The sequence below is a fragment of the Serratia sp. TSO36 genome (assembly GCF_057808395.1).
Genome location: NZ_JBJZOU010000012.1, coordinates 430712 through 453938 on the forward strand (window position 1 = coordinate 430712; position 23227 = coordinate 453938).

General features: G+C 61.3%; 19 protein-coding genes and 1 other RNA gene. 8 read left to right on the plus strand and 12 right to left on the minus strand.

Translation table 11 applies throughout. The annotated features are described in order from the left end of the window. Nucleotides 1-3: 3 nt before the first annotated feature. From ACK3CV_RS11490 to ppsR, 9 genes are all read right to left on the minus strand, one after another. Nucleotides 4-789, minus strand: coding sequence for a heme ABC transporter ATP-binding protein (locus ACK3CV_RS11490; protein WP_033646306.1), 786 nt, complete (start codon nt 787-789; stop codon nt 4-6). Next, nucleotides 782-1786, minus strand: coding sequence for a FecCD family ABC transporter permease (locus ACK3CV_RS11495; RefSeq protein WP_060438745.1), 1005 nt, complete (start codon nt 1784-1786; stop codon nt 782-784). Before ACK3CV_RS11495 ends, ACK3CV_RS11490 begins: the two co-directional genes overlap by 8 nt. Next, entirely contained in the window at nt 1786-2616 is an 831-nt protein-coding gene (locus ACK3CV_RS11500; RefSeq protein ID WP_033638352.1) for a heme/hemin ABC transporter substrate-binding protein, read from the minus strand. The genes ACK3CV_RS11495 and ACK3CV_RS11500 overlap by 1 nt, the downstream gene beginning before the upstream one ends. Then, complete coding sequence (locus ACK3CV_RS11505; protein ID WP_049196148.1) at nt 2613-3650, minus strand: hemin-degrading factor; 1038 nt, start codon at nt 3648-3650, stop codon at nt 2613-2615. The genes ACK3CV_RS11500 and ACK3CV_RS11505 overlap by 4 nt, the downstream gene beginning before the upstream one ends. Before the next feature lie 66 nt (nt 3651-3716). Continuing rightward, entirely contained in the window at nt 3717-5798 is a 2082-nt protein-coding gene (locus ACK3CV_RS11510; protein ID WP_164141397.1) for a TonB-dependent hemoglobin/transferrin/lactoferrin family receptor, read from the minus strand. A 94-nt stretch (nt 5799-5892) separates the two neighbouring features. After that, complete coding sequence (gene hemP, locus ACK3CV_RS11515; RefSeq protein ID WP_016927944.1) at nt 5893-6075, minus strand: hemin uptake protein HemP; 183 nt, start codon at nt 6073-6075, stop codon at nt 5893-5895. A gap of 171 nt (nt 6076-6246) precedes the next feature. Next, the gene (locus ACK3CV_RS11520; RefSeq protein ID WP_033646302.1) at nt 6247-6732 is read right to left on the minus strand and encodes a glutathione peroxidase; all 486 of its coding nucleotides are present in this window, start codon (nt 6730-6732) and stop codon (nt 6247-6249) included. Nucleotides 6733-6837: 105 nt separating this feature from the next. Continuing rightward, nucleotides 6838-7884 (minus strand): 3-deoxy-7-phosphoheptulonate synthase, encoded by a 1047-nt coding sequence (locus tag ACK3CV_RS11525; RefSeq protein ID WP_004931381.1) that lies wholly within the window; start codon nt 7882-7884, stop codon nt 6838-6840. A 197-nt stretch (nt 7885-8081) separates the two neighbouring features. After that, nucleotides 8082-8942 (minus strand): posphoenolpyruvate synthetase regulatory kinase/phosphorylase PpsR, encoded by an 861-nt coding sequence (gene ppsR / locus ACK3CV_RS11530; protein ID WP_049234269.1) that lies wholly within the window; start codon nt 8940-8942, stop codon nt 8082-8084. A gap of 459 nt (nt 8943-9401) precedes the next feature. Between ppsR and ppsA the strand changes: the two genes are divergently transcribed. Next, entirely contained in the window at nt 9402-11780 is a 2379-nt protein-coding gene (gene ppsA / locus ACK3CV_RS11535; protein ID WP_041034881.1) for a phosphoenolpyruvate synthase, read from the plus strand. Between the two features lie 109 nt (nt 11781-11889). Here ppsA and rprA read toward each other — a convergent pair. Together rprA and ydiK are read right to left on the minus strand one after the other, a co-directional pair. Beyond that, nucleotides 11890-11999: antisense sRNA RprA (gene rprA, locus ACK3CV_RS11540), an RNA gene on the minus strand. 258 nt (nt 12000-12257) lie between these two features. Continuing rightward, nucleotides 12258-13358 carry an AI-2E family transporter YdiK gene (ydiK, locus tag ACK3CV_RS11545; RefSeq protein ID WP_033646299.1) on the minus strand — a complete coding sequence of 367 codons (1101 nt, stop codon included), beginning with the start codon at nt 13356-13358 and terminating at the stop codon, nt 12258-12260. A gap of 244 nt (nt 13359-13602) precedes the next feature. Between ydiK and ydiJ the strand changes: the two genes are divergently transcribed. Together ydiJ and menI are read left to right on the plus strand one after the other, a co-directional pair. Beyond that, entirely contained in the window at nt 13603-16659 is a 3057-nt protein-coding gene (gene ydiJ, locus ACK3CV_RS11550) for a D-2-hydroxyglutarate dehydrogenase YdiJ (RefSeq protein ID WP_164038289.1), read from the plus strand. Beyond that, on the plus strand, nt 16656-17072 hold the full coding sequence (gene menI / locus ACK3CV_RS11555) for a 1,4-dihydroxy-2-naphthoyl-CoA hydrolase (protein WP_016927938.1): 417 nt from the start codon (nt 16656-16658) through the stop codon (nt 17070-17072). The genes ydiJ and menI overlap by 4 nt, the downstream gene beginning before the upstream one ends. A 45-nt stretch (nt 17073-17117) precedes the next feature. Here menI and ACK3CV_RS11560 read toward each other — a convergent pair whose 3' ends face one another. Next, nucleotides 17118-17522 carry a hypothetical protein gene (locus ACK3CV_RS11560; protein ID WP_004931369.1) on the minus strand — a complete coding sequence of 135 codons (405 nt, stop codon included), beginning with the start codon at nt 17520-17522 and terminating at the stop codon, nt 17118-17120. Between the two features lie 527 nt (nt 17523-18049). Here ACK3CV_RS11560 and sufA point away from each other — a divergent pair. The 5 genes from sufA to sufS are packed head-to-tail and all read left to right on the plus strand — an operon-like array spanning nt 18050 to nt 23206. Further along, nucleotides 18050-18421 carry a Fe-S cluster assembly scaffold SufA gene (sufA, locus tag ACK3CV_RS11565; protein WP_004931368.1) on the plus strand — a complete coding sequence of 124 codons (372 nt, stop codon included), beginning with the start codon at nt 18050-18052 and terminating at the stop codon, nt 18419-18421. Nucleotides 18422-18435: 14 nt separating this feature from the next. Then, entirely contained in the window at nt 18436-19932 is a 1497-nt protein-coding gene (sufB, locus tag ACK3CV_RS11570; protein WP_033638360.1) for a Fe-S cluster assembly protein SufB, read from the plus strand. A 43-nt stretch (nt 19933-19975) separates the two neighbouring features. Then, complete coding sequence (gene sufC / locus ACK3CV_RS11575) at nt 19976-20722, plus strand: Fe-S cluster assembly ATPase SufC (protein WP_016927936.1); 747 nt, start codon at nt 19976-19978, stop codon at nt 20720-20722. Next, a complete protein-coding gene (sufD, locus tag ACK3CV_RS11580) occupies nt 20697-21983 on the plus strand; it encodes a Fe-S cluster assembly protein SufD (protein WP_164038294.1) in 1287 nt (428 codons plus the stop codon). The genes sufC and sufD overlap by 26 nt, the downstream gene beginning before the upstream one ends. Beyond that, nucleotides 21980-23206, plus strand: a complete 1227-nt coding sequence (sufS, locus tag ACK3CV_RS11585) for a cysteine desulfurase SufS (RefSeq protein WP_041034889.1) — start codon at nt 21980-21982, stop codon at nt 23204-23206. The genes sufD and sufS overlap by 4 nt, the downstream gene beginning before the upstream one ends. Nucleotides 23207-23227 lie beyond the last annotated feature (21 nt).

A 23227-nucleotide genomic window follows, 5' to 3' on the forward strand; every position in this document is an offset into this window, starting at 1 on the left:
TTTTTATTGGCGCAGGTAGACCTGCGGCAGCGACACTTCGGGATGATGCACCACGCCGAGATCGGCCTGATACCAGCGGGTGAGGATCTCCGTTTGCAACACTTCCTGCGGCGTGCCGCTCGCCACCAACCGCCCCTGATGCAACAGCAGGATCCGATCGGCGTACAGCGCGGCCAGATTGAGATCGTGCAGCACGCAGCAGACGCCCAGCGGCTGTTGGCGCGTCAGCGAGCGCAGCAGGCGCAGGGTGTGCTGCTGGTGATACAGATCCAGTGCCGAGGTCGGTTCGTCGAGGAACAGCCAGGCGGGGGACGGCTGTGGTTGCCACAGCTGCGCCAACACCCGCGCCAGCTGCACCCGCTGTTGTTCGCCGCCGGACAGCTGGCGGTAGTCGCGCTGCGCCAGCGCCAGGCAGTCGGTTTGCGCCATCACCTGTTGGATCGCCTGATGCTCGTCGCGTTTGCCGTGCGGCGAACGCCCCATGCTGACCACTTCTTCCACGCTGAACGGAAACGCCAAATCGCTGTACTGGCGCATCACGGCCCGGACTTTGGCCAACTGTTGCGGCGCCCAGTGTTCCAGTGGGCGGTCAAGCAGCCGACATTCGCCGCAGTCCGGCGTCAAATAGCCGGTCAGCAAGCGCAGCAGCGTCGATTTGCCGGCGCCGTTAGGGCCGATAATCGCCACCATTTCACCGCCGGCAAGGCTGAGCGAAACGTCGTTGATCAACCGGCGCGTACCGAGGCTGTAACGCAGCTCCCGGGCTGTCAGGCAGGCGGCGTTATCCACCGGCTCGCTCCCGCTGGCGCATCACCAGCCACAAGAAATAGGGACCGCCGATCAGGCTGGTCATCAGCCCCACCGGCATTTCGGCCGGCGCCACCAGCGTGCGCGCCAGCGTATCGCTGACCAGCAGCAGGCAGGCGCCGCCCAGCGCGGAGCAGGGCAGCAGCCAGCGGTGATCGCCGCCGAGGCGCATGCGCACCAGATGCGGCACCACCAGGCCGATGAAGCCGATCACACCGCTCATCGCTACCGCCGCGCCGATCAGCAAGGCGCTCAACAACAGCAGCTGCAGCTTGGCGCGCTGGACGTTCACCCCGAGGTAGTGGGCCTCTTCGTCCCCCAACTGCAACAGGTTCAGTCGGCGCGCCTGCAGCAGCGTCAGCAGCGCCGCAGGCAGGATCAGGGAGGCGGAAACCGCCAGGGTCGGCCACTGCGACTGGCTGAGGCTGCCCATCATCCACAGCGAGAACTGGCGCAGCTGTTGATCGCTGCTGACGTAAGAGAGCACGCCGATGGCCGCCATGCACAGGGCGTTGATGGCGATGCCCGCCAGCAGCAGCCGCGACAGATTGCCGTGCCCGCTGCGGCTGATGCCGTAGATCAACAATGACACCAGCAGGCTGCCGAGGAACGCCGCCAGCATATGACCGTACAGCGCGATCGTCACCGGCAACGCCAGCGGCATCACGATGAACAGCGCGACAAACAGCGCGCCGCCGCTGCTGATGCCCAGCAGGCTCGGATCCGCCAGCGGGTTGCGGAACAGCCCTTGCATCACGGCGCCGGACACCGCCAGCGCGCAGCCGATCACCACCGCCAGCAGCACGCGCGGCAGGCGAATGTTCAACCAGATGTGCCAGGCTGCGTCGCTGAAGGGCTCGCGCCATAGGGTGCGAAACGACAGCGTCAGCGCGCCCAGGTTGGCGGCGACCAGCGCCAGCAGCGTCAGCAGCACCAGCAGACCGATGATGGCCAGCTGAGGCGAGGTGCGACAGCGCATTACTTTTGCTCCGCCGCGTGGCGCAGCTTGGCCAGCGCCGCCGGCGTTTCCAGACCGAAGCCCAGCAGCGCCATGTCATCGACGATCAGCACGCGGCGCTGCTTGCCTGCCGGCGTCAACGCCAGGCCCGGCAGCGTCCACAGCTGCTGTTCGCCGCCGAGGGTGCGCACGCCGTCGGTGGTGACCAGCAACAGATCCGGCGCGCTGGCGATGACGCCTTCCTGCGACAGCGGCCGGTAGCGGTCAAAGCCCTGCATGGCGTTTTTCAGCCCGGCGGCGGCGATCACCGCGTCGGCAGCGGTGTGTTGCCCGGCGGCCATCGGCGTAATGCCGCCGTGGCTCATTACGAACAGCACCTTGACCGGCAGCGGGGAGGTATCCACCGCCGCCAGCTGTTGTCGATAGCGCTCGCTCAGCTGTTTGCCTTGCTCAACGCGCTGCAGCGCGGCGGCGATCGTAGCGATTTTCTGCGGCACCGCCTGCAGGGTGGTGTCACCCGGCACGCTGACCACGTTGACACCGCTGTCCGCCAGCTGTTTGAGCACCAGCGCCGGCTGTGCCAGCTCGGTCGTCAGCACCAGCGTCGGCTTCAGCGCCAAAATGCCTTCGGCGTTCAGCTGGCGCATGTAGCCGACGTCCGGCAGCTTTTTCACCGCTTCCGGATGCAGACTGGTGCTGTCGCGGGCGATCACCTCGTCGCCGGCGCCGAGCGCGAAGGCGATTTCCGTCACGTCGCCGCCGATCGAGACGATGCGCTGCGCCGCTGCGGCGGTGAGCGGCAGCGCCAGCGACATCATCAACGCCAGGCGGCGGATCAAGGAAGATTTCATGCGGCGATGTCCTTGGCGGCGAGCGCGGCAACCTGCTCGCGCCACTGGGTTTGTTCCGGCTGGCCTTCGGTGCGCTGGCCATACAGCTGCGCAATCTGCGTGCCGTCGGCGGCGAACAGCTCCAGGCTGGTGACGATGCCGTCTTTGGTCGGTTTACGGGTGATCCAGCTTTCGGCGATGGCGTCTTCAATCAGGTGCAGCGTGAAGCGGCGGTTGAACACGTTGATCCAGCCTTCCTGCGGCATCAAACGTTCGATCTGGCCGGTGAAGATCTGCACGCAGCCGCGGTTGCCGACGAAGATCATGATCTCGTTTTGCTGTTGCTGCGCCGCTTCGAGCAGCTGCGACAGCGCGCTGTTGTCCACCTGGTAGGCCAGATCGTTGCCGACGGCGCGGAAGGCCTGTTGGCGCGTCAGCTTGTTGCGGCTCAGCAGCTGGAAGAACTGGTGAACGTCAGTCATCGCGCGCCACTCACCGTCGATTTTGGCATGATCCTGCGTCGTTTCATCGGTGGTTGCCGCCTCGGCGGGCTGCAGCGCCAGCGCCGGGTTTTCTTCGCTCAGGTGGCGCTCCACCAGCGCCATCCAGGCCGGCAGATCGGTCTCTTCGGTGGTGTAGACCTTGTGCAGCGCATCGCCCTGTTGGTCGAAGAACTGGATGCTGTGGCGCACGCCGCGCTTGTTGGTTTCGCTCATGGCGAAAACGCTGGTCCAGTGGTTGAGGAACAGGCGCAGATCCAGCTCGCGCGGGTTGAGGATCAGCCCGGCGTGGCCGTTGAGGTGCTGGTTGCGGTAGCGGCCCATCTGCTCATGCACCGCATAGCTGTTGCGGGTGATGGACTTGGTGACGCCGACCTGCTCAAGCTCGGTCAGCAGGGTGCGCGCGTCGGCCTGCAGGCGGCGAGTGTCGTGGCCGACGCGGGCGTGCGTTAGCTCCGCTTCGCTGACGCCGAGGATCGCCGCCAGATCGCGGGCGTATTTGCCGGGGTGATCGATTTTAGCCTGTTGGTAGCGTTCGTATAGGGTATTGCTCATGCGGGATTCTCCTGCGCTGTAATGCGAACGGCGGACAACCGGGTTGTCCGCCAGATAGTCAAATGATTACCACTGGTAGCTGACCAGCAGTTTGGCGTTGCGGCCATCCTGCGGGATGCCCGGCGGCGAGTAATATTCTTTGTCGAAGGCGTTGCCCAGCACCACGGTGGTGGTCATGCCCTGCAGACGATCGCGGCCCTTATAGCTCAGATAGAAGTCGTTGACGCCGTAGCCGCCTTGTTCCGAGTAGGTGGTGGGCACTCGCTTGGCGCGCTCGGCGAAGGTGGCGACCCAGCCGACGGACAGACCGGTTTCGCCCAGTGGCACGTCCAGCGAGCTGGTGACGGTATCCGGGTTGATGTCGGCCAGCCATTCACCGGTCGCTTCATTTTTGCCACGGGTGCGGTTATAGACCAAGTCCCAGCCAAACCACGGTGTTTTATAACTGAGTGCCGTGTCCCATCCCCAGATCTTGGCGCGATCGACGTTGGTTGAAAATGTGGTGCAGCTGATGCAGTAAGGCCCGCGTGGCCCACGCCCTATCTCCATGGTGTAATCGGGAGTGATGTAATCCTTAGCCTTGGTATCGAAGTAGCTGGCTTTGAACTGCAGGCTATCATCGGCCAGCATCAAATCATCGAAACGCAGACCAAATCCGTACTCTTGGGTTTCGTTGGTTTCTGGTTTCAAATTTGGGTTAGGCACCCAATAGTTGGTGAGGGTGGTAGGTCCCATGGGTATCGAAAAGTGTTTGGAGTCGTTGTACATCTCACCCATCGTCGGCGCGCGGAACGCCTGAGAGTAGGAGCCGAACAGCATCAACCAATCGGTGGGGGTAATGCTGACTGCACCGCGTGACGACCACTTGTCAGCATTGACATCGGCATAACCGTCGCTTGAACCTTTGTAGTTGTCATAGCGGGTGCCGGCGAGCAGCGTGATGGGCAGATCGCGCAGCGTAATTTCATCCTGCAGCCAGCCGGAGGCGAAGTTGATCTTGGCCTGCGGGAAGCTGGTGGTGGCGCCGCCCGGCTGCTGTTTCTGTTCATAGACCTCGGAGCCGTAGGTCAGCAGGTGTGACGCAAAGCTGTCGGCGAACAGACGCGTGCGGTTTTCCAGCTTGCCGCCGTTGGTGGTCTGCTTGCGGAATTCGTCGGTCGCACCGGCGTTGTGCGCATTGATTTTGACTTCCGAGGTATACAGTTTCAAGGTGGCGTCCAGCCAATCCTGGCCGACCGGCTTGAGCTTATAGCTCAGAGCGGCATCGCGCTGGATGGTGGAGCGGTTGGTCACCGGGTTGCCGCTCGAGCTGCCCGGCGTCTGCGGGTTTTTCGGCTCCTGGGCGCTGTTGTTGTAGTAACGCAGATCGCCGCTCAATGACTGATTGTCGTCGATTTTCCAGGTGCCTTTGGCCAGCACGTTGCTGATGGTTTCGTCGTTAGGCGCATCGAAGCCGTTGCCCTGGCGCAGATCGCCGACGTCGCGGGTGCCGAACGACAGCAGGCCGTCGAGGTTATCGGTCTTGCCGTAAGCGCTGGCGCCCATGCCCAAGCTGTGATCGCCGGTGCCGGCGGTGCCGTAGACGCGGAACCCGGTATCGTGGCCCGGCAGCAGCAGATCGGCGGCATCGACGGTCTCGTAGGCGATGACGCCGCCCAGTGCGCCGCTGCCGTACAGCAACGCAGAGGGGCCGCGCACGATTTCAATGCGCTTGACCAGCGCCGGATCGAGGAAGGTGCCGCCGATGTGGCCGGTATCGGTACCCTGGCGGATGCCGTCGACCAGCGTCAGCACGCCGTTTTTGCCGTAGCCGCGCATCGTTACGTCCTGACCGTTGCTGCGCCCGGTGCCGTTGACGGTGATGCCCGGCACGCGGCGCAGCATATCGGCGGCCGAGGTGGCAGTCTGGCTTTCCGGCGAGTTGCCTTCGATGACCGTGACCATCATCGGCGCTTCAAAGCTGCTGCGTTGGTTACCGGTGGCGACCACGGTCATGGTCTCGTCGGCGGCTTTGGCTTTTTTAGCCGGCGCCGCGTTGGAAGAGGATGTTGTGCTGGTGTTTTGTGCCAAGGCCACCGTAGGCAGAGCGCAGGCAATCGCCAGACTCAAAGCGGAAAAACGCAGCCGGGTGGAAAATGTCAGAGGCATGGTGCAACTCTCCGTATGTAATAAAACATATCAATAGATTTGCTGGCTGCCTGGATCAAAAGATCGGGGTGGCTGGCGTTTGAGGATTCTGTGGTTATTTGGTCAGGATCAATTTCCCGGCTTTGGTCTGCCGCAGCTGATAGCGCTGGCCCTGATGGGTAATGAACGCGATGCCGTCGGCGCCGAGCAGCTGTGCGCTGTCGTAGCTGGGCGGCGCGTTTGCGCTGTGCTCGGTCGGGGCCGCGGCGGCGGGGGTAGGCGTGTTGGCAGTATCCATTATCATTGTGCTTATAAAACAGACTATTAAATGGTAATTAATATCAAACTGAGAATCATTATCATGTGAAGGAAAGGTTACATCAAGGAAAATTTTCTTACCGATGGAACCTTTTTGTCGAATGGACATCCGGCGGCGGGCCGAGCGTACCCGGCCCGTGTAAAAGGGGCGTTATTTCAGCAGGGTTTCGATGCGGTCAAACAGGCGTTCGGGTTTGGTGATCGGCGCAAAGCGCGTGACGCGCTGGCCGTCGGCGGTGAGCAGGAACTTGGTGAAATTCCATTTGATGCGGCGGCTGCCCAGAATGCCGGGCGCCAGGCGTTTCAACTCATTGAACAGCGGGTGCGCGCCGGGGCCGTTAACGTCTATCTTGCTGAACAGCGGGAAACTGACGCCGTAGTTGAGGCTGCAAAAGTTGGCGATCTCCAGCGGGCTGCCCGGCTCCTGAGAACCAAACTGGTTGCAGGGGAAGCCGAGCACCACCAGGCCGCGTTCGCGATAGTATTGCCACAAATTTTCCAGCCCGCGGTATTGCGGGGTGAAGCCGCACTTGCTGGCGGTGTTGACCACCAGATAAGCGCGCGCCGGGTAATCGCCCAGCGTTTTTTGCTCGCCCTGCAGCGTGACGCAGGGGATGGATAACAGAGAGTGAATCATGCCGTGGCTCCAGGTGCGTTTCGGCGGGTGCTAAAGCGTTGCAATCAGTATAGATGAGCGGGACAGAAGGGATAAAGCCGGGGCGAGGCCCCGGCCTCTAGTGCGTCAGAAACGGCTATCGACCGCATCCGCCAGCATCGCCAGCAACTGTTCGCTGTCGGACCAGCTCAGGCAAGGATCGGTGATTGATTGGCCATAGGTCAGCGGCTGGCCGGCGACGATCTTCTGCGTGCCTTCCACCAGGAAGCTTTCCGCCATCACGCCGGTGATGGCGGCGGAGCCGGCGCGGATCTGTTGGCAGACGTTGTCGGCCACTTCCAGCTGGCGGCGGTGCATTTTCTGGCAGTTGCCGTGGCTGAAGTCGATCACCAGGTGTTCCGGCAGATCGAACTCGCGCAGGCTGTCGCAGGCGGCGGCGATGTCGCTGGCGTGATAGTTCGGCGTTTTGCCGCCGCGCATGATGATGTGGCCGTACGGGTTGCCGCTGGTCTGGTAGATGGTCATCTGGCCATGTTTGTCCGGCGACAGGAACATGTGCCCGGCGCGCGCCGCGCGAATGGCGTCGATGGCGATGCGGGTGTTGCCGTCGGTGCCGTTTTTGAAGCCGACCGGGCAGGAGAGCGCCGAGGCCATTTCACGGTGGATCTGGCTTTCGGTGGTGCGCGCGCCGATGGCGCCCCAGCTGATCAGATCGGCGATGTATTGGCCGACCACCATGTCCAGGAATTCGGTGGCGGTTGGCAGGCCGAGCTGGTTCACTTCCAGCAGCAGGCGGCGCGCCATTTCGATGCCGCGGTTGACCTGGAAGGTGCCGTCCAGCGCCGGATCGGATATCAGGCCTTTCCAGCCGACGACGGTGCGCGGTTTTTCGAAATAGGTGCGCATCACGATCTCCAGGCGATCCTGGTAGCGTTCGCGCAGGGCGTTCAACCGGCCGGCGTAATCGACGGCGGCGTCGAGATCGTGGATGGAGCAGGGGCCGATCACCACCAGCAGGCGGCGGTCTTCACCGGTGAGGATTTTTTCAATGCGTTTTCGTGACGCGGTCACGTTGTCGGCGACGGCCGCCGAGATCGGCAGCTTGTCCGCCAACGCTTGCGGCGTGACGAGGCTGTCGATGCGCGCGGTCCGCAGTTCATCTGTTTTGTGCATGTTGTTCCCTGGAAACTGTTCTTCTCTGCGGCAGGAGTGCCGGGAAGTGATGGCGATCACAATAACGCAAAAAGCGCTGAATTCAACCGTAGAGATTGTGTTCTGTTGATCAAAGCCGCGAAAAAAAGCACAAAAAAATCAGCGGCTGCTGAAATAAACGGCAGGCGGCGGGGCGCGGCGGCCCCGCGAGGAAAAGGTCAGAACATGCGGCGGCTCATGCCGAGGATGTCGAGGATTTTGGTGGAGATCTCTTCGACCGAATAGTTGGTGGTATTGAGGTAGCGGATCTGATTTTTGCGGAACAGCGCCTCGACTTCGGCGATCTCCATACGGCACTGGCGCAATGAAGCGTAACGGCTGTTTTCACGCCGTTCCTCGCGGATCGCCGCCAGGCGTTCCGGATCGATGGTCAGGCCGAATAATTTATGCTGAAACGGTTTCAGCGAGGCCGGCAGGTGCAAATTGTCCATATCGTCGGCGATAAACGGGTAGTTGGCGGCGCGGATGCCGAACTGCATCGCCAGATAAAGGCTGGTGGGGGTTTTGCCGCAGCGCGACACGCCGAGCAGGATCACCTGCGCCTGATCGAGGTTGCGCAGCGAAATGCCGTCGTCGTGCGCCAGCGTATAGTCGATGGCGGCAATGCGCGCGTCGTACTTGCCGAGGTTGCTGGCGGTCAGACCGTGGGTGCGGTTCGGCACCGGCGTCGGCTCCACTTCCAGCTCGCCCTGCAGCGGGCCGACCAGCGCCTGCACGATATCCTGGCAGAAGCCCTGGCTCTGCACGATCACATCGCGCACTTCCGGCGAGATGATGGAGTAAAACACCAGCGGCCGCACGCCGGTTTCATTATAGATATCATCGATTTGTTGGCGAACTGCGCGAGCGCGCGCCTCGGTTTCGACAAACGGCAGGGTATAGGTGGTCGCCGTGACCGGGAACTGCGACAGCACCGCGTGTCCCAGCACTTCGGCGGTGATCGCCGTACCATCCGAAATATAAAAAACGCTTCTTTCCACCCGAGGCTCCTTACCTGAAAACGGTGTTACTGCTGTCATCACTGTCAATATCATGAGCCGCAGACGATCCGCCGGTAAAGGGGCGAGGGGAAAAATTGTGACGGCGGGGCGGTAAAGCGCCTTGCGGCGGCGCGTGAAGAAAAGCGCGTTTTGCCGGCGGTAAAAATCGCGGCGCGGCGACGCTTTTCGATCCGAAACGTAAATTTGCCGCTATTTTCACCAAAAACGGTAGCGTTTGCGTGGTCATTAAAACAGAAGTTTAAAAAGAGCGTAATTTGTTGAGAACTAAGCTTTTCGTGCGATTGGGAACGGTTCCCAGGCAAATCAGCCGGTTAGGACATTCTCTTAAAAACCACTTTCTTCAGTGGGTTGATCGATTCACCTTTCCATTTTCCCCGGATCAGTGTGCTAGTCTGATTCGGCTCCGTGTTAGCGGCGCCGTAAAGCAAGCGAATTAAATCCGTCTTTACCCTACTGATAGCAATAAGGATTGTCTCGATGTCCAACAATGGCCCAGACTTGCGTAATGTGCTTTGGTACAACCAGCTTGGCATGCACGACGTTGACCGTGTCGGCGGCAAAAACGCCTCCCTCGGTGAAATGATCACCAATCTTTCCGATTTGGGCGTGGCCGTGCCGAACGGTTTTGCCACCACCGCACAGGCGTTTAACGATTTCCTCGAACAAAGCGGTGTTAACCAGCGCATCTATCAGCTACTGGATCAGACCGACGTTGACGACGTTGCACAACTGGCCAAGGCCGGCGCCCAGATCCGCCAATGGGTGATCGACACGCCGTTCCACGCCGAGTTCGAACGCGAAATTCATCAGGCTTACCAACAGCTCGCCGACGGCGAACCGGAAGCTTCCTTCGCGGTGCGCTCCTCCGCCACGGCGGAAGACATGCCGGACGCGTCCTTCGCCGGCCAGCAGGAAACCTTCCTCAACGTGCAGGGCATCGACGCCGTAATGGTGGCGATCAAGCACGTGTTCGCGTCGCTGTTCAACGACCGTGCCATCTCTTATCGCGTGCATCAGGGCTATGACCACCGCGGCGTGGCGCTGTCGGCGGGCGTACAGCGCATGGTGCGCTCGGATTTGGCCTCTTCGGGTGTGATGTTCACCATCGATACCGAGTCCGGCTTTGATCAGGTGGTGTTTATCACCTCCGCCTTCGGCCTGGGTGAAATGGTGGTGCAGGGCGCAGTGAACCCGGATGAGTTCTACGTGCACAAACCGACGCTGCAAAACGGCAAGCCGGCGATCGTGCGCCGCAACCTGGGTTCGAAAAAGATCCGCATGGTGTACGCGCCGTCGCAGGATCACGGCAAGCAGGTGCGCATCGAAGACGTGCCGGAAGCGCAGCGCAGCCGTTTCTCGCTGACGGATGACGAAGTGCAGGCGCTGGCGCAGCAGGCGATCCTGATCGAAAAACATTACGGCCGCCCGATGGATATCGAGTGGGCGAAAGACGGCCATACCGGCAAGCTGCTGATCGTGCAGGCGCGCCCGGAAACCGTGCGCTCCAACGAACAGACCATGGAGCGCTACCAGCTGAACGGCTCCAGCCCGGTGCTGGTGGAAGGCCGCGCCATCGGCCACCGCATCGGCGCCGGTCCGGTGAAAGTGATCCACGACATCAGCGAAATGGATCGCATCCAGCCGGGCGACGTGCTGGTCACCGACATGACCGACCCGGACTGGGAACCGATCATGAAGAAGGCCGCCGCGATCGTCACCAACCGCGGCGGACGTACCTGTCACGCGGCGATCATCGCCCGTGAACTGGGGATCCCGGCGGTGGTGGGCTGCGGCCACGCCACCGACGTGCTGAAAGACGGCCAGAAAGTCACCGTGTCCTGCGCGGAAGGCGACACCGGCTTCGTTTACAGCGATATGCTGGATTTCAGCGTGCAGAGCTCCGAAGTGACCGAGCTGCCGGATCTGCCGCTGAAGATCATGATGAACGTCGGCAACCCGGATCGCGCCTTCGACTTTGCGCGTTTGCCGAACGAAGGCGTGGGCCTGGCGCGGCTGGAATTTATCATCAACCGCATGATCGGCGTGCACCCGCGTGCGCTGCTGGAGTTCGATCAGCAGACGCCGGCGCTGCAAAACGAGATTCGCGCGCTGATGCAGGGTTACGATCATCCGGTCGAGTTCTACGTCGGCCGCCTGACCGAGGGCATCGCGACGCTGGGCGCCGCCTTCTGGCCGAAGCGCGTGATCGTGCGCCTGTCCGACTTCAAATCCAACGAGTACGCCAACCTGGTGGGCGGCGACAAATATGAACCGCACGAAGAGAACCCGATGCTGGGCTTCCGCGGCGCCGGCCGCTACGTGGCCGACAGCTTCCGCGATTGCTTCGCGCTGGAGTGCGAGGCGGTGAAACGCGTGCGTAACGAAATGGGGCTGACCAACGTCGAAATCATGGTGCCGTTCGTGCGCACCGTGGCGCAGGCGGAAGCGGTGGTGGCCGAGCTGGCGCGTCAGGGGCTGAAGCGCGGCGAAAACGGGCTGAAAGTGATCATGATGTGCGAGATCCCGTCCAATGCGCTGTTGGCGGATCAGTTCCTCGAACACTTCGACGGCTTCTCCATCGGCTCCAACGACATGACCCAGTTGGCGCTGGGGCTGGATCGCGATTCCGGCGTGGTGTCGGAGCTGTTCGACGAACGCAACGACGCGGTGAAAGCGCTGCTGTCGATGGCGATTCAGGCGGCCAAGCGCCACGGCAAATACGTCGGCATCTGCGGCCAAGGCCCGTCCGACCACGAAGACTTCGCCGAGTGGCTGATGGAGCAGGGCATCGACAGCCTGTCGCTTAATCCGGACACCGTGGTGCAGACCTGGATCAATTTGTCGAAAAAGAAATAATGTCTCGGCCTCGCTGAGGCATTAACGCCGGGCCGCAGTTAACGCTGCGGCCTTTTTATTTCTGAATGTAAATAACGGCGCGTAAAATAATCAATTCGACGAAAAAAGAATAAAAAAAAGCCCACCGTAGGAGATGGGCAAAGACTACACACAGCAATTCACATGTATGGCATTACATTGTTCAGAAAGGTTGCTTTAAAATCAGTGATTTGAAGCAATAGATGGCCATAATACTAGATTTTTGAACGCGACTAGTCATTAAGAATCATCCTAATCGATAGCGGCATCACATTTTATTTGCGGGAGTTATCTCTTTTTGCCGTTTGCAACAAACAGGGATTTACATTGCACCTTTCATTCGCGGCACCGTAATCAATATATGGCGGCATTATATTGGGCGGAGATATTACTCGAATGGGGTAGGAATAACGGCAGGAGTGAAAAGTTCCGCCCGACGATGCGGGCGGAAAGGGGGAATTAGCGTTTTTCCAAATCTTCGATGACTTGCTCCGGCGCGGTGGTCGGCTCCGGCGCTTCATCCATCCAGGCGGTCAGCAGGCGATAAGATACCGCCAACACCACCGGGCCGATGAACAGGCCAATCATGCCGAAGGCCAGCAAGCCGCCGATAACGCCGGACAGGATCAGCAGCAGCGGCAGATCGGCGCCCATGCGGATCAGCACCGGGCGCAGCACGTTATCCAGCGTAGCCACCACGCAGCTCCAGACCAGCAGCACGGTGCCCCAGGTGGTATCGCCGTGCCAGTACAGCCAGATGATGGCCGGCACCAGCACCAGCAGCGGCCCCAATTGCGCCACGCAGCAGATGAAGATCAGCATCGTCAGCAGAGTGGCGGCCGGAATGCCGCTCACCGCCAGACCGATGCCGCCCAGCACCGACTGCACCAGCGCCGTCACCACCACACCCAGCGCGACGGCGCGGATCGCCTGGCCGCCCAGCAGCACCGCCGCATCGCCGCGCGCAGAGCCGAGGCGCACCGCAAAGTGGCGGATGCCCAACGCCACCTGCTCGCCGCGCGCATACAACAGGGCACTGAACAGCAGCATCAGCGCGCAGTGCAGCAGCAGACGGCCGATATGCGCGGCCTGCGCCACGAACCAGGTGGCGGTTTGGCCGAAGTACGGCTGCACCTTCGCCAGCAGCGCGGCGCCGCCGGCGTTAACCAGCGTATGGTAGCTGGTATAGAGCCTGTCGCCGATCATCGGCACGGACTGCAGCCAGGCGAGATCGGGAATATGCAGTTTGCCCGGCGAGCTGGCCCAGGCGATCAGCGGCGCGCTGTTATCCACCACGCTGCTGATCAGCAGAGAGATAGGCAAAATGAACAGCAGGATCAGCAGCAGGGTCATCACCAGCACCGCCAGCGAGCGGCGGCCCCACAGCAGCTTTTGCAGTTTGAGCAGCAGCGGCCAGGTGGCGATCACCACCATTCCCGCCCAGGCGAAGCCGAGAATGAACGGTTGGATCACCCAAAAACAGGCGACGATCATGATAGCGATAAACAGCACGCCGAAAATAATTCGCGGTAAGTCGTAACGCGATTGCGGGAGTGGCATCAGTGGCTTCTCATCCTGGTCAATTAAATCCCTGGCACCGGCGAATCGGGTGCCTGTCGGTCGGTTTATTACCGCCGGGCGGCCGCCTGTGGCGGCGTTCGCAGGGCGGTAATAATGTGAATGCCTTCACTAAACGAGTATGTTAGTTTTTAGTGTCACTAAAAAATAGGGTGGGTCTGAATTAAAGGCCCGATTCAGCGTACATCAGCGCATAAAAAATAGACGGACAGGGTCAAAAAAGCGAATGATCCCACAGATTTCTCAGGCACCCGGCCTCGTTCAACGGGTGCTCGACTTTTTGGAAGCACTGAAGCAAAACGGATTCAACGGCGATACCGCCACCAGCTATGCCGACCGGCTGACGATGGCCACCGACAACAGCATCTATCAGCTGTTGCCCGATGCGGTGGTGTTCCCCCGTTCCACCGCCGACGTGGCGCTGATCGCCCGCCTGGCCGGGGAAGAGCGATTCAATGCGCTGACCTTCAGCCCGCGCGGCGGCGGCACCGGCACCAACGGCCAGTCGCTCAATACCGGCATCGTGGTCGATATGTCGCGCCATATGAACCGCATTCTGGAGATCAACGTCGAACAAGGCTGGGTAAAAGTCGAAGCCGGGGTGATCAAGGATCAGCTGAATCAATATCTGCGGCCGTTCGGCTACTTCTTCTCGCCGGAACTGTCCACCAGCAACCGCGCCACCCTGGGCGGCATGATCAATACCGACGCCTCCGGCCAGGGCTCGCTGGTGTACGGCAAAACCTCCGATCACGTGTTGGGCCTGCGGGCGGTGCTGCTGGGCGGCGAGATGATCGATACCCGCGCCATGCCGACGGCGCTGGCGGAAACGATTGCTCTGGACGAGACCGCCGAAGGGCGTATCTACCGCACGGTGCTGAACCGCTGCCGCGAGCAGCGCGCGCTGATCCTGGAGAAATTCCCCAAGCTCAACCGCTTCCTCACCGGCTACGATTTGCGCCACGTGCTGAGCGACGATCTGCAAACCTTCGATCTGACGCGCATCCTGACCGGCGCCGAAGGCACGCTGGCGTTTATCACCGAGGCGCGGCTGGACATCACGCCGCTGCCGAAAGTGCGCCGTTTGGTTAACGTAAAATACGACTCCTTCGACTCGGCGCTGCGCAATGCGCCCTTTATGGTCGAAGCCAAGGCGCTGTCGGTGGAAACCATCGATTCCAAGGTGCTGAACCTGGCGCGTGAAGACATCGTTTGGCACTCGGTGAACGAACTGATCGCCGACGTGCCGGATAAAGAGATGCTCGGGCTGAACATCGTCGAGTTCGCTGGTGACGATCGGGCGCTGATCGACGGCCAGATGGAAAACCTGTGTCAACGGCTGGACGAATTGATCGCGCAGCGGCAGGGCGGCGTGATTGGTTACCAGATCTGTGGCGATCTGGCGGGCATCGAGCGCATTTATAACATGCGCAAGAAGGCGGTCGGGCTGCTGGGCAACGCCAAAGGGCGCGCCAAGCCGATTCCGTTCGCCGAGGACACCTGCGTGCCGCCGCAACACCTGGCGGACTATATCGTCGAATTTCGCCAACTGCTCGACGACCATAACCTGAGCTATGGCATGTTCGGCCACGTCGACGCTGGGGTGCTGCACGTGCGCCCGGCGCTGGATATGTGCGACCCGCAGCAGGAAGTGCTGATGAAGCAGATCTCCGATCGAGTGGTGGCGCTGACCGCCAAATACGGCGGCCTGCTGTGGGGTGAGCACGGCAAGGGCTTCCGCGCGGAATACAGCCCTGAATTCTTCGGGGAAACGCTGTATGAGGAGCTGCGCCGCATCAAAGCGGCGTTCGATCCGGATAACCGTCTGAACCCGGGCAAGATCTGTGCGCCGCTGGCGGTGGATGCACCGATGATGCAGGTGGACGCGGTCAAACGCGGCACCTTCGATCGCCAGATCCCGGTCGAGGTGCGCACCTCGTTCCGCGGCGCGCTGGAGTGTAACGGCAACGGCCTGTGCTTCAACTTCGACGTGCGCAGCCCGATGTGCCCGTCGATGAAGATCAGCGGCAACCGCATTCATTCACCGAAAGGGCGAGCGACGCTGGTGCGCGAGTGGCTGCGTCTGTTGGCCGAGCAGGGCGTCGATCCGTTGGCGCTGGAGAAACAGCTGCCGCAGCAGCGAGTCAGCCTGCGCGGTTTGATCGAAAAGACCCGCAACAGCTGGCACGCCGGCAAAGGCGAGTACGACTTTTCGCACGAAGTGAAAGAGGCGATGTCCGGTTGCCTGGCCTGCAAGGCCTGCTCCACCCAGTGCCCGATCAAGATTGACGTGCCAGGATTCCGTTCGCGCTTCCTGCAGCTCTACCACACCCGCTATCTGCGCCCGGTAAGCGACTATATGGTCGCCGGCGTGGAGAGCTATACCCCATTGATGGCTCGCGCGCCGAAGGTGTTCAACTTCTTCTTCCGCCAGCCGTGGCTGCGGGAGATGAGCCGCAACGCCATCGGCATGGTCGATCTGCCGCTGCTGTCCAGCCCGACGCTGCGTCAGCAGCTGTCCGGCCACCGCGCGACCACCCTGACGCTGGAGCAGCTGGAAGGGCTGAGCGCCGAGCAGCGCGCAGAACACGTGCTGATCGTCCAGGATCCGTTCACCAGCTATTACGACGCCAAAGTGGTGGCGGACTTTGTCCGGCTGGTGGAGAAACTCGGCTATAAACCGGTGCTGCTGCCGTTCTCGCCGAACGGCAAGGCGCAGCATGTGAAAGGTTTCCTGACGCGCTTTGCCCGCACCGCGCGCAAAACCGCCGATTTCCTCAACCGCGTGGCGCAGCTCGGCATGCCGCTGGTGGGCGTCGATCCGGCGCTGGTGCTGTGCTACCGCGACGAATACCGCGAGATCCTCGGCGCCGAGCGCGGCGATTTCCAGGTGCAGCTGGTGCATGAATGGCTGCAGCAGCGGATCGCAGATCGCGCCGAACAGCCGGCGACCGGCGAACCCTGGTATCTGTTCGGCCACTGTACCGAAACCACCGCGCTGCCGGCCAGCGGCCAACAGTGGGCGGCGATCTTCGCGCGCTTCGGCGCCAAACTGGAGAACGTCAGCGTCGGCTGCTGCGGCATGGCGGGCACTTACGGCCATGAAGCCAAGAACCTGCAAAACTCGCTCGGCATTTATGAGCTATCATGGCACCCGACGCTGCAGCGTTTGCCGCGCCAGCGCTGCCTGGCGACCGGCTATTCCTGCCGCAGCCAGGTGAAACGCATCGAGGGCAATGGCGTGCGCCACCCATTACAGGCACTTCTGGAGATGATTGAGTGAAATTGTGGAAACGTGAAACATCGCTGGAGCAGCTGAACCGCGCCGGCGACGGCTGCATGGTCAGCCATGTGGGCATCGAGTTTACCCAGCTGGGCGAGGATTTCCTCGAGGCCACCATGCCGGTCGATGGCCGCACCCGGCAGCCGTTCGGGCTGTTGCACGGCGGGGCGTCGGTGGTGCTGGCGGAATCGATGGGATCGATGGCCGGTTACCTGTGCAGCGAGGGCGAGCAGAAAGTGGTGGGGCTGGAGATCAACGCCAACCACCTGCGCGCGGTGTTCGATGGCCAGGTGCGCGGGGTGTGCCGCGCACTGCACGTTGGCCGCCGTCATCAGGTGTGGCAAATCGAGATCTTCGACGCGCGCGATCGGCTGTGCTGCACCTCGCGTCTGACCACGGCGGTCATCGACTGATTCCCGCCGGTTTCCGCAGGCGATCGGCCTGCGGAGCCTTGCGCCTTACAGCTGAAACGGCACGCGTTTGACGAAGTCCTTCTGAAACGCGTTTGCCTTCTCCCAGGTGCCTTCCATTGCATATTTTTGGCAGATCAGCGTCAGCGTGTGGCGAGCGAAGTGGTAGCTTTGCACCCGAAAAAGCTGGCAGCGCTGTGGGTTGTTGATCTCGACGATCAGCCGGTTGTGCAGCTTGCTGAGCGCATGCAGGTAGCTGTCGTCGTCGCCGTTCTCCAGACACAGATTGGCCATGGTGAGGCTGACGCTGTTGTACCGCTTCAGGTGGTCGATATTGCATTCCGGGCGCCGCAGCGCCGCTTCGGCCATGTAAAAGTCCACCGTGGCGTCGCGCACGCTGAATTTGTAGTCATCAATCTTGCCCAGCAACCATGCGTTGATCGAAAGAGTCATTGGCTTCGCGCTCAAATTACAATTGAATGATAATCATTATCATATAAACTGCCGCGTTGCCGATCAATCCCCGGCGCGGCGTTTTTTCATCGCGCGGGGGTGTAAAAGGCCGCCGACGACCCAATTTAATCCTGAGCGACTAAACTTTAACCTGAGGGTGCGCGCTTGCGCCGCGCCACGAAATGCCGATAAACGCACATTTACGACAGACAGAATGCAGAAATAGGTATTTTCTATGAATGTTTAGATCGGCAACGCCCCGCGGCGCTGTAACGCTGACGGGCCACCGGGGAGTGCGGTACGGTGATGCAGGATAGAGAACAAATTCATAGGGATAGCATGCACGCCTTGCCGCCAGACGCCGCAAGCCGCCACGGGTGTCCCGTTGGCTTGCCGCGCGCCGCAGCGAAAAACCGCGCTCGCGGCGGATACCCCCGCAAAACAAACGGTTGAAGTGATAATCGTTATCACTAACATATAAGCAACCCAGATTGGCTGTGGCCAAACACGAGTGTGAGGTAGACCCTATGCAAACGGAAAATGTCGGCACTTTTTCTCTGGATGAAAATGTCTGGCAAGGCATTTCGCTCAGCGACAGCGCCGTACGACAAATAACCAAACTGATGCAGCAGGATCCGCAGGTGAAAGGGCTGCAGCTAGGGGTGAAACAATCCGGCTGCGCCGGCTTTGCCTATGTGCTGGATCTGACCCGCGAACCCGCCGATGACGATCTGCTGTTTGAGCGCGACGGCGCCAAACTCTATGTGCCGCTGAAGGCCATGCCGTTCATCGATGGCACCACGGTAGATTACGTCCGCGAAGGGCTGAATCAGATATTCAAATTTAACAACCCTAAAGCTCAGCATGCCTGCGGGTGCGGCGAGAGCTTTGGCGTTTGAGCGATGCAATCAACATGACACGAAGCAATGTAGAAATGCCTAATGAAGTGCAGGCTTGGGTCAGCGAAGGTCGCTACAAAGAAGGTTTCTTCACCCAGCTGGCAACCGATGAGTTGGCCAAAGGCATCAACGAAGAGGTGGTGCGCGCCATCTCGGCCAAGCGCAACGAACCCGAGTGGATGCTGGAATTCCGCCTCGAGGCCTACCGCGCCTGGCTGCAGATGGAAGAGCCGCACTGGTTGAAGGCCAATTACGATCGCCTGAACTACCAGGACTACAGTTACTATTCGGCGCCGTCCTGCGGCAGCTGCGACGACGCCTGCGGTTCGCAACCCGGCGCCGAGCAGCAACCGGGCGCGGCGACGGAAAAAGATTACCTGACCAGTGAAGTGGAGCTGGCGTTCAACCAGCTCGGCGTGCCGGTGCGCGAGGGCAGCGAGGTGGCGGTGGACGCCATCTTCGACTCGGTCTCTGTCGCTACCACTTACCGTGAAAAACTGGCGGAGAGCGGGGTGATTTTCTGCTCGTTCGGCGAAGCGATCCAGGAATACCCGGATCTGGTGCGTCAGTATCTGGGGCGCGTGGTGCCGTCCAACGATAACTTCTTCGCCGCGCTGAACGCCGCGGTGGCTTCCGACGGCACCTTCGTTTATGTGCCGAAGGGCGTACGCTGCCCGATGGAACTGTCGACCTACTTCCGCATCAACGCCGCCAAAACCGGCCAGTTCGAGCGCACCATCCTGATCGCCGACGAAGGCAGCTACGTCAGCTATATCGAGGGCTGTTCCGCCCCGGTGCGCGACAGCTATCAGCTGCACGCGGCGGTGGTGGAAGTGATCCTGCATAAAGACGCCGAAGTGAAATACTCGACGGTGCAGAACTGGTTCTCCGGCGGCGAGAGCAAGGGCGGTATCCTCAACTTCGTCACCAAGCGCGCGCTGTGTGAAGGCGCCGGCTCGAAAATGTCCTGGACCCAGTCGGAAACCGGCTCGGCCATCACCTGGAAATACCCGAGCGTGATTTTGCAGGGCGACAACTCGATCGGCGAATTCTTCTCGGTGGCGCTGACCAGCGGCCATCAACAGGCCGATACCGGCACCAAGATGATCCACATCGGCAAAAACACCAAGTCGACCATCATCGCCAAAGGCATCTCCGCCGGCCACAGCGAGAACACCTATCGTGGCCTGGTGAAAATCCTGCCGGGGGCGGAAAACGCCCGTAACTTTACCCAGTGCGACTCGATGCTGATCGGGCCGGACAGCGGTGCCCACACGTTCCCTTACGTTGAAGCGCGCAACAACAGCGCTCAGCTGGAGCACGAAGCCACCACCTCGAAGATCGGCGACGACCAGCTGTTCTACTGCCTGCAGCGCGGCATCAGCGAGGATGACGCCATTTCGATGATCGTCAACGGCTTCTGCAAGGACGTTTTCTCCGAGCTGCCGCTGGAGTTCGCCGTCGAGGCGCAGAAACTTCTGGCCATCAGCCTGGAACACAGCGTGGGTTAATCGCCGCATTTTTAGCGCCGCCGGCGCTATCTGAGGACACAGCATGTTAAGCATCAAGAATTTGAAAGTCAGCGTGGAAGGCAACGAGATCCTCAAGGGATTGGATCTGGAGATCAAACCGGGCGAAGTGCACGCCATCATGGGGCCGAACGGCTCGGGCAAGAGCACGCTGTCCGCCACGCTGGCCGGGCGTGAAGAGTACGAAGTGACCGAAGGGGAAGTCACTTTCAAGGGCAAGGATCTGCTGGAGCTGGATCCGGAAGATCGCGCCGGCGAAGGCGTGTTCCTGGCCTTCCAGTACCCGGTGGAGATCCCCGGTGTCAGCAACCACTTCTTCCTGCAGACGTCGGTCAACGCGGTGCGCAAATACCGCGAGCAGGAGCCGCTGGATCGCTTTGACTTCGCCGATTTCATCGAAGAGAAAATCGCGCTGCTGGATATGCCGGCCGATCTGCTGACCCGTTCGGTCAACGTCGGCTTCTCCGGCGGCGAGAAAAAGCGCAACGACATTCTGCAGATGGCGGCGCTGGAGCCGGATCTGTGCATTCTCGATGAAACCGACTCGGGCCTGGACATCGACGCGCTGAAGATCGTCGCCAACGGCGTCAACTCGCTGCGGGACGGCAAGCGCGCGTTTATCATCGTCACCCACTATCAGCGCATTCTGGACTACATCCAGCCGGATTACGTACACGTGCTGTCCCAGGGGCGCATCGTCAAATCCGGCGATTTCTCGCTGGTGAAACAGTTGGAGGAGCAGGGCTATGGCTGGCTTACCGACCAACAGTAATTCAAACGCGCTGCAGCAGCTGTATCGCCTGTTCGAAGGCCGCGGCGGCGAGCGTTCGCCGCATGCGCTGGCGCACTGGCAGCAGGCGCTGCGCCTCGGCTGGCCAACGCGCAAGCATGAAAACTGGAAATACACGCCGCTGGAGAGCCTGCTGGAGCAGCAGTTCCTCGAACCGCAGCCCGCGCCGGTGAGCGCTGAGCAGCTGGAGGCGCTGGCGCTCGGCATCGATGCCTGTCGGCTGGTGTTTATCGACGGCCGCTACAGCGCCGCGCTGAGCGATGGCGATTTGGGCGAATACCAGTTCGAATTGACTGCCTACGGCACGCCGCAGGCGCTGCCGGAGCCGATCCAGCCGGAAATTTTCCTGCACCTGACCGAAAGCCTGGCGCAGGAAACCAGCCTGATTCGCTTGCCGGCCGGCAAGGCCCCGGCCCGCCCGCTGTACCTGCTGCACATCAGCAGCGGACGCGGCGCCACCGGGGAAGTGAACACCGTGCATCATCGTCACCATCTGGAGATCGGGCGCGGGGCCGAGGCGGAAGTGATTGAACACTACGTCAGCCTGGGCGAGGCCGCGCACTTCACCGGCGCGCGTCTGACCGCCAACGTGGCGGACAACGCCGGGCTGTTGCACTGCAAGCTGGCGTTTGAGAGCCAGCCGAGCTACCACTTTGCCCACAACGATCTGGTTATCGGCCGCGACGCGCGGGTGAAAAGCGACAGTTTCCTGCTGGGCGCCGGTCTGACGCGCCACAACACCAGCGCGCAGCTGAACGGCGAAGGCGCAAACCTGGTGATCAACAGCCTGGTGCTGCCGGTGGGCAAAGAGATCTGCGATACCCGCACCTATCTGGAGCACAACAAGGGCTATTGCGAAAGCCGCCAGCTGCATAAAACCGTGGTCAGCGATCGCGGCAAAGCGGTGTTCAACGGCATGATCAAAGTGGCCAAGCACGCGATTAAAACCGACGGCCAGATGACTAACCATAACCTGCTGTTGGGCAAGGTGGCGGAGGTGGATACCAAGCCGCAGCTGGAGATCTACGCCGACGACGTCAAATGCAGCCATGGCGCCACCGTGGGGCGCATCGATGAAGAGCAGCTGTTCTATCTGCAGTCGCGCGGCATCGACAAACACGCGGCGCAGCAGATGATCATTTTCGCCTTCGCCGCCGAGCTCACCGAAGGCATCGCCAATGACACCATCCGGGAACGGGTGCTGGCGCGTATCGCCCAGCGCCTGCCGGGGGAGGCTGAATGAGTTATCCGATTGAACGCGTGCGCGGCGATTTCCCGCTGCTGGCGCGTGAGGTGAATGGCCAACCGCTGGCCTATCTCGACAGCGCCGCCAGCGCGCAGAAACCGCAGGCGGTGATCGACCGCGAGCTGGAGTTCTACCGCCACGGTTATGCGGCGGTGCATCGCGGCATCCACACCCTGAGCGCCGAGGCGACCCAGCAGATGGAAGCGGTGCGGGAACAGGCGGCGCGCTTTATCAACGCCGCCTCGGCGGAAGAGATGGTGTTCGTCAAGGGCACCACCGAAGGCATCAATTTGGTGGCCAACAGCTTTGGCCGCCACCTGCTGCAGCCGGGCGATGCGATTCTCATCACCGAGATGGAGCACCACGCCAATATCGTGCCGTGGCAGATGCTGGCGCAGGAGCGCGGGCTGCAGCTGCGGGTGTGGCCGCTGCAGCCGGACGGTACGCTGGATCTGGCGCTGCTGCCGGAGCTGGTCGACTCGTCCTGCAAACTGCTGGCGCTGACCGAGGTCTCCAACGTGCTGGGCACCGTCAACCCGGTGCGCGACATCATCGCCCGCGCCAGAGCCCTGGCGCCGGAGCTGACGGTGCTGGTGGACGGCGCGCAGGCGGTAATGCACCAGCGCGTCGATGTTCAGGCGCTGGACTGCGATTTTTACGTATTTTCCGGCCATAAGCTGTACGGCCCTTCCGGCATCGGCATGCTGTACGGCCGCCAGGCGTTGTTACAGCAGATGCCGCCGTGGGAAGGGGGCGGCTCGATGATCAGCCAGGTCAGCCTGACGGCGGGCACCACCTTCGCCGATCCGCCGTGGCGCTTCGAGGCCGGTTCGCCGAACACCGCCGGCATCATGGGGCTGGGGGCGGCGTTCGATTACGTCGAAGCCCTGGGCCTGAATGCGATCCACGATTATGAACAGTCGCTGATGCACTATGCGCTGGAGGCGCTCAGGCAGGTGCCGACGCTGAAAGTTTATGGTCCGGCCCATCGCGCCGGGGTGATCGCCTTCAACCTGGGGGAGCACCATGCCTATGATGTCGGCAGCTTCCTCGACCAGTACGGCATCGCCATTCGCACCGGCCATCACTGCGCAATGCCGCTGATGGCGTTTTATCAGGTGCCGAGCATGTGCCGCGCTTCGCTGGCGTTATATAATACCCGCGAAGAGGTGGACCGGCTGGTGGCCGGGCTGCAACGCATTCATCAGCTATTAGGCTAGGCCGGGGCGCGTCCCCGGCGG

Coding starts and splice junctions, on each gene's coding strand:
- ydiJ (WP_164038289.1), top strand. CDS start 13,603: ATGATCCCACAGATTTCTCAGGCACCCGGCCTCGTTCAACGGGTGCTC.
- ACK3CV_RS11495 (WP_060438745.1), bottom strand. CDS start 1,786: ATGCGCTGTCGCACCTCGCCTCAGCTGGCCATCATCGGTCTGCTGGTG.
- ydiK (WP_033646299.1), bottom strand. CDS start 13,358: ATGCCACTCCCGCAATCGCGTTACGACTTACCGCGAATTATTTTCGGC.
- ACK3CV_RS11520 (WP_033646302.1), bottom strand. CDS start 6,732: ATGATTCACTCTCTGTTATCCATCCCCTGCGTCACGCTGCAGGGCGAG.
- ppsR (WP_049234269.1), bottom strand. CDS start 8,942: ATGACAGCAGTAACACCGTTTTCAGGTAAGGAGCCTCGGGTGGAAAGA.
- ACK3CV_RS11525 (WP_004931381.1), bottom strand. CDS start 7,884: ATGCACAAAACAGATGAACTGCGGACCGCGCGCATCGACAGCCTCGTC.
- ACK3CV_RS11505 (WP_049196148.1), bottom strand. CDS start 3,650: ATGAGCAATACCCTATACGAACGCTACCAACAGGCTAAAATCGATCAC.
- hemP (WP_016927944.1), bottom strand. CDS start 6,075: ATGGATACTGCCAACACGCCTACCCCCGCCGCCGCGGCCCCGACCGAG.
- sufS (WP_041034889.1), top strand. CDS start 21,980: ATGAGTTATCCGATTGAACGCGTGCGCGGCGATTTCCCGCTGCTGGCG.
- sufC (WP_016927936.1), top strand. CDS start 19,976: ATGTTAAGCATCAAGAATTTGAAAGTCAGCGTGGAAGGCAACGAGATC.
- ACK3CV_RS11500 (WP_033638352.1), bottom strand. CDS start 2,616: ATGAAATCTTCCTTGATCCGCCGCCTGGCGTTGATGATGTCGCTGGCG.
- sufA (WP_004931368.1), top strand. CDS start 18,050: ATGCAAACGGAAAATGTCGGCACTTTTTCTCTGGATGAAAATGTCTGG.
- sufD (WP_164038294.1), top strand. CDS start 20,697: ATGGCTGGCTTACCGACCAACAGTAATTCAAACGCGCTGCAGCAGCTG.
- sufB (WP_033638360.1), top strand. CDS start 18,436: ATGACACGAAGCAATGTAGAAATGCCTAATGAAGTGCAGGCTTGGGTC.
- ppsA (WP_041034881.1), top strand. CDS start 9,402: ATGTCCAACAATGGCCCAGACTTGCGTAATGTGCTTTGGTACAACCAG.
- ACK3CV_RS11560 (WP_004931369.1), bottom strand. CDS start 17,522: ATGACTCTTTCGATCAACGCATGGTTGCTGGGCAAGATTGATGACTAC.
- ACK3CV_RS11510 (WP_164141397.1), bottom strand. CDS start 5,798: ATGCCTCTGACATTTTCCACCCGGCTGCGTTTTTCCGCTTTGAGTCTG.